Annotated in this window: 4 protein-coding genes, 1 tRNA gene and 1 pseudogene; 2 read left to right on the forward strand and 4 right to left on the reverse strand. The window is 36.1% G+C overall.

Going from position 1 to position 7,901, the window contains the following annotated elements; translation table 11 throughout:
* Positions 1 to 46: 46 nt before the first annotated feature.
* Positions 47 to 1,516 (reverse strand): hypothetical protein, encoded by a 1,470-nt coding sequence (locus tag OZD63_RS00135; protein ID WP_275007755.1) that lies wholly within the window; start codon positions 1,514 to 1,516, stop codon positions 47 to 49.
* 144 nt (positions 1,517 to 1,660) lie between these two features.
* Between OZD63_RS00135 and priA the strand changes: the two genes are divergently transcribed.
* Positions 1,661 to 4,003: a replication restart helicase PriA gene (gene priA / locus OZD63_RS00140; protein ID WP_275007757.1), complete on the forward strand. Its 2,343-nt coding sequence runs from the start codon at positions 1,661 to 1,663 to the stop codon at positions 4,001 to 4,003.
* A gap of 9 nt (positions 4,004 to 4,012) precedes the next feature.
* Here the strand turns inward: priA and petA are convergent, their stop codons facing one another.
* The 3 genes from petA to OZD63_RS00155 all read right to left on the reverse strand — a co-directional run bounded on the left by petA (position 4,013) and on the right by OZD63_RS00155 (position 7,532).
* Entirely contained in the window at positions 4,013 to 4,612 is a 600-nt protein-coding gene (petA, locus tag OZD63_RS00145) for a ubiquinol-cytochrome c reductase iron-sulfur subunit (protein ID WP_274979405.1), read from the reverse strand.
* A 92-nt stretch (positions 4,613 to 4,704) separates the two neighbouring features.
* Positions 4,705 to 7,407, reverse strand: a complete 2,703-nt coding sequence (gyrA, locus tag OZD63_RS00150; protein ID WP_275007759.1) for a DNA topoisomerase (ATP-hydrolyzing) subunit A — start codon at positions 7,405 to 7,407, stop codon at positions 4,705 to 4,707.
* 52 nt (positions 7,408 to 7,459) lie between these two features.
* Positions 7,460 to 7,532, reverse strand: a tRNA-Val gene (locus tag OZD63_RS00155).
* Positions 7,533 to 7,797: 265 nt separating this feature from the next.
* Between OZD63_RS00155 and OZD63_RS06205 the strand changes: the two are divergent.
* A pseudogene (locus OZD63_RS06205) lies at positions 7,798 to 7,901 on the forward strand (IS5 family transposase); the annotation flags it as partial.

A 7,901-nucleotide genomic window follows, 5' to 3' on the forward strand; every position in this document is an offset into this window, starting at 1 on the left:
CTTTTTTGCATAGATATGCCTCTTTCTTAACTATGCTTATTTTACCTCATATTTTCGAGATCCTTAACAGATTCTTAGAAGTTTCTGCTTCAATATCAGAATTTTTATCCATATTTTCTATCACACTTGCCATAACAGTTTCTTGTTCATCTTCTGTTTGTTTTTCAGTCTTATTACTGCTACTGTCAGTTTCCACAGTTACTTTTTTTACTTCTATATCTTTTTGAGCTTTCTCATTACTTTGCTTGTGTATTTCATCTCCATGCAATTTTTTCTGCAGAGCTTTTTTCGTATCAGCATAATCATCCCGATTGCTTTGCAAAGCTGGTTTATAACTGCTGCTATCATCCGCTTGCATTTGATCTATATAGTTAGATTCTTCTTCCTGTATAGTATTTTTTGCGTTATCCTCACCAACCGTTCCTTTCTCCCCAGACTTGGCTTCACTCTCTACCACAACTTCTTCGTCTACTTGCTCATCATCAATTGTAAATTCAGTACCTATCTGATTGCTATCTTCCTCCAATTCATTAGATAATTTTTCAGATAGCTGGTCACCACTCAAATATGATTCCTTTGAATATTTAGCATAATTATGGGGATCGGTTCTGTTTTCTGAATAAAACCCACTTTCAAAGTCTGAGTAGGAGCTTTGATTGAGCACAAAAAATAAGTTTTCATAATTAACCAGCATATCACTATCAGGGCTAACAAAATTTAAATATTCATCGCCTTCCCATTCTGGGTGGTGTCTATACTCTGCTATGTAGTATTTACTAGAGTCGAGAGGTATCTTGTCACCTTCTTCCCCATCAAGTTGTAAAACTACTGCTGAATGCCCATTACCTAAATCATTACCTTTTACCACTTTGAATATTTTAATCTCATCCTTTTCTACAAGTTCTTTTAACTCCTCGTTCTTTTCATTTAACTCTTCCTCCCTTTGTCTTTCTGCTTCTCTTTCTCTTGCCAATCTTTCTGCTTCTTCATCAGCTTTCTTCTGCAGTTGTGAGAATACATTTTGTAATATATCTTGTGTGGTTAAGCTATTTGTGTTGCTTAAAAAATTATCTAACACATTTGATGCAATTGGTGACAATTCACCGTGATCATCAAATACTTTTTCCTTTGCTTTATCATAGTGATTTGGGTTATAGATTGCATACAGAGGATAAAAACCATAATCTGCAATTGACGCTCCGTCAGGTGATAGTTCCATTGAGAATCCATAGTAATTAAGTGGAAGATTGGAGGTTAAATATTTACCGTTATCATCCCTAACGTGTAGCTCACTTCTACCATTGTGCTCACTATATTTGTTGTAGTAGATATAAAGATTCTCATGGTTAAGATTGAAGTGATCATCTAGATTACCGAATTGAATTGTACTGCCAAGCTTCTCCCGCAAAAGATTTTTGCTTTCATCTGTAAGCTTTATATGTGCAGAAAAGTAGTATCGATCTATAGGTTCGCCTTTTTCTATTTCAAAGTTCAAAGTAATCTTGTCGTTGACCATTGGTAGCCTCCACAAATTCTATAAATCATTTTATTTATCAATCATACGGTCTGTACTATGAAAAATGTGTTAAACATTAAGATTTTCTCTGTACCGATTCATCTATATTGCCAAGCTTAATAAAGTTACAAGCTCTTTAAAACAATGTTAAACTCAATCACTATGGCAAAAACAGTTGACGTATTACTACCACTTCCAATTGATCAGTTATTTTCATATGCAATTGAGGAAAGTACTGAGATTTTACTTGGAGATTACGTAGTAGTGCCATTTGGCAAAAAACGCTTAATCGGAATAGTTTGGAAATACAGTGATAAAAGTAACCGAGAATTAAAATTTATTGAGCAAAAAATCGATTTACCAAATATTAGACCAAAATTGATTGCATTTGCAGAGTGGGTTGCGCAATACAACTTGATACCTATTGGTATGCTTGCCAAAGTGATAATGGGAGGAGTGTTAAAAGTAAATCACATAGATAAATTGGTTTGTGTTGAACAAAAGCAGGAAACAAGTGAAATAAGCTGCAAATTGAGTCCTGAACAGCAGGTAGCTAGTGATAAAATAATCAGCAATTTGAACGAATATTCAGTGACTTTGCTTGACGGTGAGACCGGGTCTGGAAAAACCGAAGTTTATCTCTCTGTGATTGCACAATTGATTAAGAATTACACTGCCGTTCCAAATGCTGCTCAGACTTTACCATCCCAGTGCCCAGAGACACAACTGTACGAACATTGTGATTTGGGTCTACCAAGAGGGTGTTATCCGAGTAGCCTGACACTGGGATCCAGTTTTTCATATAACCTCATTACAAATGTTTATTTTAACTTAAAACAAATACCTAATTTACAATCAAAATTCCTGGATTCCAGTGTCAAGCACTGGAATGACACCTTTATACTCAAGGCAAAACCCACTATAACATTTAGCATACCGTCTTTGCCACGTACTAGTATGACACCAGAATATGTTGAAATGACATCAGGAGAAGGTAATGCGCAAGTGCTAATCCTCTTGCCTGAAATTGTTTTAACTTCACAATTGGTAAACCGTATTCATGGTCAGATATCAAAAAACTTAGTTGAATGGCACTCAGAGCTCACTCCAAAAACTCGCCGGAATAATTGGCTCAGTATAGCGAATGAAAATGCGCAGATAATTATTGGTGCACGGTCAGCGCTTTTTTTGCCTTATAAAAACCTAAAATTGATTATCGTTGATGAAGAGCACGACTCATCTTTTAAACAAGAACAGGGAATTATATATAATGCTCGAGATATGGCGATAATCTTAGCCAAATTTGAAAATATTCCGATTATTTTATCATCAGCTACTCCACTGCTTGAAACGATTCATCATGTTAAAAACGGGAATTACAATCATGTAAAGCTAACTAAACGATTTGGTGGTGCAGAATTGCCACTCATTAAAGTAGTAGATATGAGGAACAACAAGCAATGGATCTCCTCTGAGCTTTTTGAAAGCATCAAACAAACCATAGAGAAAAAACAGCAGGTTATGCTTTTTCTAAACCGCAGAGGGTATGCACAACTGGCAATTTGTAAAAAGTGTGGATATAAAATTTCCTGCTTAAATTGTGCTGTTTGGCTTACATATCACAAGAAAAAAAATGCTCTTTTGTGCCACCACTGCTCTTATCAATTGAAACTTCCAGAAAAATGCTCTAATTGCCAAAGTGAACAGCCATTGTCCCTCTACGGCATAGGAATTGAAAGGTTGCTTGAAGAAATAGTGAAATTAATACCAAACGCAAAAACTGCGATGATAAGCAGCGATCAGAAGTCGGTTAGTAACGTAATTGACTTGATATTGAAAGAAGAGGTGAACATTATAATCGGCACACAAATAATTGCTAAAGGGCACAATTTTCCCAAATTAACTTTGGTTGGAGTAGTGAATGCAGATTTGAGTCTCGAAAATTCTGATTTGAGAGCAGCGGAAAAGACGTATCAATTATTGCACCAAGTTGCAGGCAGATCAGGAAGGTTTAATGAAAAAGGAATGGTAATAGTGCAAACTAATAATCCTGAAAGTTCAATAATAAAAGCATTGCTGCATCAAAAAAGAGACTCATTTTATGAAATCGAACTTAAGTCAAGACGCGAAGCCAAAATGCCACCATTTAGCAGATTAATAGCGCTTATAATTTGTGGTAAGAATCAGATTGCAACACAAAAAGCAGCGAATGAAATAGTAAAATCTCTTCTTTGTCATCCAAGTAGCTTAACTACTTGTATCCAGGAAAAAAATGTAGGTGTAGACAAAAAGGAATTTGAAATTCTTGGCCCATCACCAGCAGCAATAAATTTTTTAAATAATAAGTATCGGCATAGGGTATTATTAAAAATACACAATAAACACAGTTTATCTATACAAAAAAAGCTGAAATATTGGATTAAAAATTGTAACTTGAATTCGAGTATTGCAGTGATAATAGATGTTGATCCTGTGAGTTTTTTTTAACGAGTTCCGTTAAGCCTTCTTGCCAATTACCACAACATTCTCACTGGGAAAAAAATAATCAGGTACAGCCATATTTTTCGGTGCAGGACCCCCAATCACTCGGCCTGATGTATCATAATATGAACCGTGGCAAGGACAGAACCAACCATTACCATCTCTTGTAGCGTGGTCAACCGGTACACACCCAAGGTGTGTACATATTCCAAGCATAATTAACCATTCGTCTTTTCCTTCGTATACTCTCTGCTCATCTAATTGAGGATCCCTCAAGCTCTTCACATTCACAGCTCTTGCAGCCTCAATTTCTTGCTTTGTGCGTCTACGAATGAATACTGGTTTACCTTGCCACTTTACTTTTACTCCTTGTCCTTCCTGAATTCCAGACAAATTCACCTCCACTGTGGAAGTTGCTAGAACTTCAGCAGAAGGATTCATAGATTTAACCAGTGGCCAAAGTCCGCTTGCAGCTCCTATACCTGCCATAGCGCATGTAGTTAATGTTATAAAATCTCTCCTACTCTTATTTTTAGTAAGATCTTTAACAGGAGGTGTTTTTTTATCCTCTTTGTCTGCCAGTGGTTTTTTATTTTTAGTTAATTTTTTGTCCATTGATCTTTACTTAGCCATAAGTATATATTTTAATTTAAATACTGCGTATTAATCAACAAAAACTTGCGCTTTTTGTTTAACCTATACTACGGTTAAGAAGCGATAGAGTTTTCAACTTCAAAAATACTATCTTCAGTGGAATCAGGATCTTCAATTTTCGCTACTGACACCACTTTTTCTCTACTTTCTGTTTTAAACAGAGTGACTCCTTGAGTGCTGCGTCCTGCAATTCTAATCTCATTGACCGAAATGCGAATTAACTTTCCTTTACCTGTAATAAGCATTATATTATCACCCTGCTCAACTGGAAAACTAGCAACAACATTACCGTTTCTGCTAGTAGTAAGAATATTGGTGATACCAACACCACCCCTGTTAGTTACTCTATACTCATACGCAGAAGTTCTTTTACCAAAGCCATTTTCAGTAATAGTTAATATAAACTCCTCATTCACTGCAAGTTTTAAGAATAATTCGTTATCTATTCCTAAATCATTCAAAGTCTTTTCCAATTTAGAATCAATGGAGTTATTAATTGCAGTCCCCAGTCTTTTTGCAAGTGGAACTTTTAAGTAAAGTTCTTTTGTCTTTGTTGCTACACCTATCCCATTTAATATGGTCATGGATATCACGCTGTCATTCTTTACAAGTTTGATACCTCTTACGCCATCTGAATTGCGACTCTTAAATTGACGCACATCACTTACAACAAATCTGATACTTTTTCCAAGCGTTGTTGAAAGTAAAACATGGTCAATTTCATTACATACCTTAACCGATACTAATTTGTCTCCTTCATCGAGCTTTATTGCTATTTTTCCATTGCTTGGAATATAGTGAAAGTCCGCTAAGGAGTTACGCCTTATGTTTCCATAGGCAGTAGCAAAAACTATGTTTTGATTTTCGTCATTTTCACTTGGCAATGGCATGATATTAGTTATAGTTTCACCATCGCTAAGCGGAAATATGTTAACAAGTGCTCTTCCACGTGCGGTTGGCTCTGCAAGAGGTAACTTATAAACTTTTAATCTATAAACTCGACCAATGTTAGAAAAGAATAAAAAGCTAGTATGGGTATTTCCAACAAATAATTCTGTGATTACATCCTCTTCTTTTAATCCCTGTCCTAGCTTTCCTTTTCCACCACGACGCTGAGTTCTGTAGTGAGAAAGTTTTACACGCTTGATATAACCATTCATAGTTACGGTTATCACCATATCCTCTTGTGGAATTAGATCTTCAGCTTCAATGTCCGCGTCTGACTCTTCTATTGAAGTTTTTCGCGGCACAGCAAATCTGTTCTTTATTTCTTGTAAATTGTTTTTTATTTCTTTCATCAACTTCTCTTCTGAGCCAAGAAAAGCGATATATTCTTTTATCAGGTTGATCATTGAACTTAGCTCAGCTTCTAATTTGTCTTTTTCAAGGCCTGTTAAACGCTGCAATTTCATATCAAGGATAGCCTTAATTTGTAGCTCAGTTAATCTATACACTCCATCTTTCAAAAAGCTTGCGCTATCTGAAATCAACTCAATAATAGTGTTGATTTCATTCGAAGTTTTCCATTCTTTATTTAAAAGTTCTCTACTTGCTTCCGCAGGATCTTTTGCACCGCGGATGATTTTTATCACTTCATCTATGCTGAGGACCGCAATGTAGAGCCCTATATATACATGAGCTTTTTCTCTCGTTTTTCTTAGACGAAATTCTGTTCTCCTGATTAACACTTCTTTTCTAAAGTCAACAAAAGCAGCTATGATTTCTTTTAACGACATCAAAGCAGGCCTGTTGTTATTGAGCGCTAAAGTGTTAACACTAAAACTACTTCTTAGTGGAGTTAGCCCCAATATTTGATTAAGTATAAAACTTGCCTCAGCATTTCTTCTGAGGTCAATTACTACTCTAATACCAGACTTATCGGACTCATCCCTAATTTCTGTTATGCCATCAATTCTTTTTTCTTTTACAAGCTCACCTATCTTCTCAATTAATTTTACTTTGTTTACCTGGTAAGGTATTTCATCAATCACTATTGCTTGCCTATCTTGTGGCAGGTCTTCTATGTGAGTCTTGCCTTGCACAACAATTGATCCACGACCCGTTGCAAATGCTGATCTTATTCCAGACCTTCCAAGAATCGTTCCCCCAGTTGGGAAATCCGGCCCTGGCATCACTTCAAGTAACTCATCAAAAGTAACTTCAGGATTATCTACATATAATATACAAGCATCTATTATTTCTCCAAGATTATGAGAAGGAATATTGGTTGCCATACCAACTGCAACACCACTTGCACCGTTTACCAATAGATTCGGAAACTCTGCAGGCAGCACAACTGGTTCTGTTTCATTTCCATCGTAGTTTGGCCTAAAATTAACTGTATCTTCATCAATATCATTCAGTAAAAAGTGCGACACTTTTTGAAGTCTTGCTTCTGTGTATCGCATTGAAGCTGGTGGATCTCCATCTATCGAACCAAAGTTACCTTGCCCATCAATAAGCGGTAAAAGAAGAGAGAAATCTTGAGCCATTCTAACCAAGGAATCGTAAATAGCTGCATCACCATGTGGGTGATATTTTCCCATTACATCCCCAACTATACGAGCTGCCTTTTTATATGGCTTACCGGCATCGAATCCAGCTCTTGACATTGCATATAATATGCGCCTGTGAACAGGTTTAAATCCATCCCGTACGTCAGGTATAGCCCGGCTTATGATAACGCTCATTGCGTAGGAGAGATAAGAATCTTCCAGCTCTTTTACTATTGAGATTGGTACTATATTATCCTGCATTTTTTATACTTTAATTGAAGTAATTAATAATACTAACATTCAGTTAAGCAAATGGGCAATGACAGACTTGAACTGCCGACCTCCTCGGTGTAAACGAGATGCTCTACCAGCTGAGCTAATTGCCCCTTTAGATCTAATTCTATAGCTCAATATTATTATTGTAAACAAAAATAGCAATAAATTGTATCCGTTCAGCAGAGTGGCAAAATAGGTAGACAAGGTGATCTAAAAAGATAATCATAGAGTAAATGTGAGGTAAGTCCTTACAATAAATGGTGTCATCCAGGTAGTCGACACTGGGATGGCTTTGTTGCATCGCTCAAGTGAAAAGAACTGGCAGTTACTGACAAAATTCATTATAAATAGCCATTTAACTGTTGAAGAAAAAATATGCCACAAAAAATGAGAGTCAGTAACTGCCATAAATATAACAAATTTCTCCAAGAAAGAGGAAGCATTTTTTGTTATATCAATGACGCCATAGAAAATTGGTA

The organism is Wolbachia endosymbiont of Drosophila leontia (assembly GCF_028981785.1).
GTDB classification, from domain to species: Bacteria; Pseudomonadota; Alphaproteobacteria; order Rickettsiales; family Anaplasmataceae; genus Wolbachia; species Wolbachia pipientis.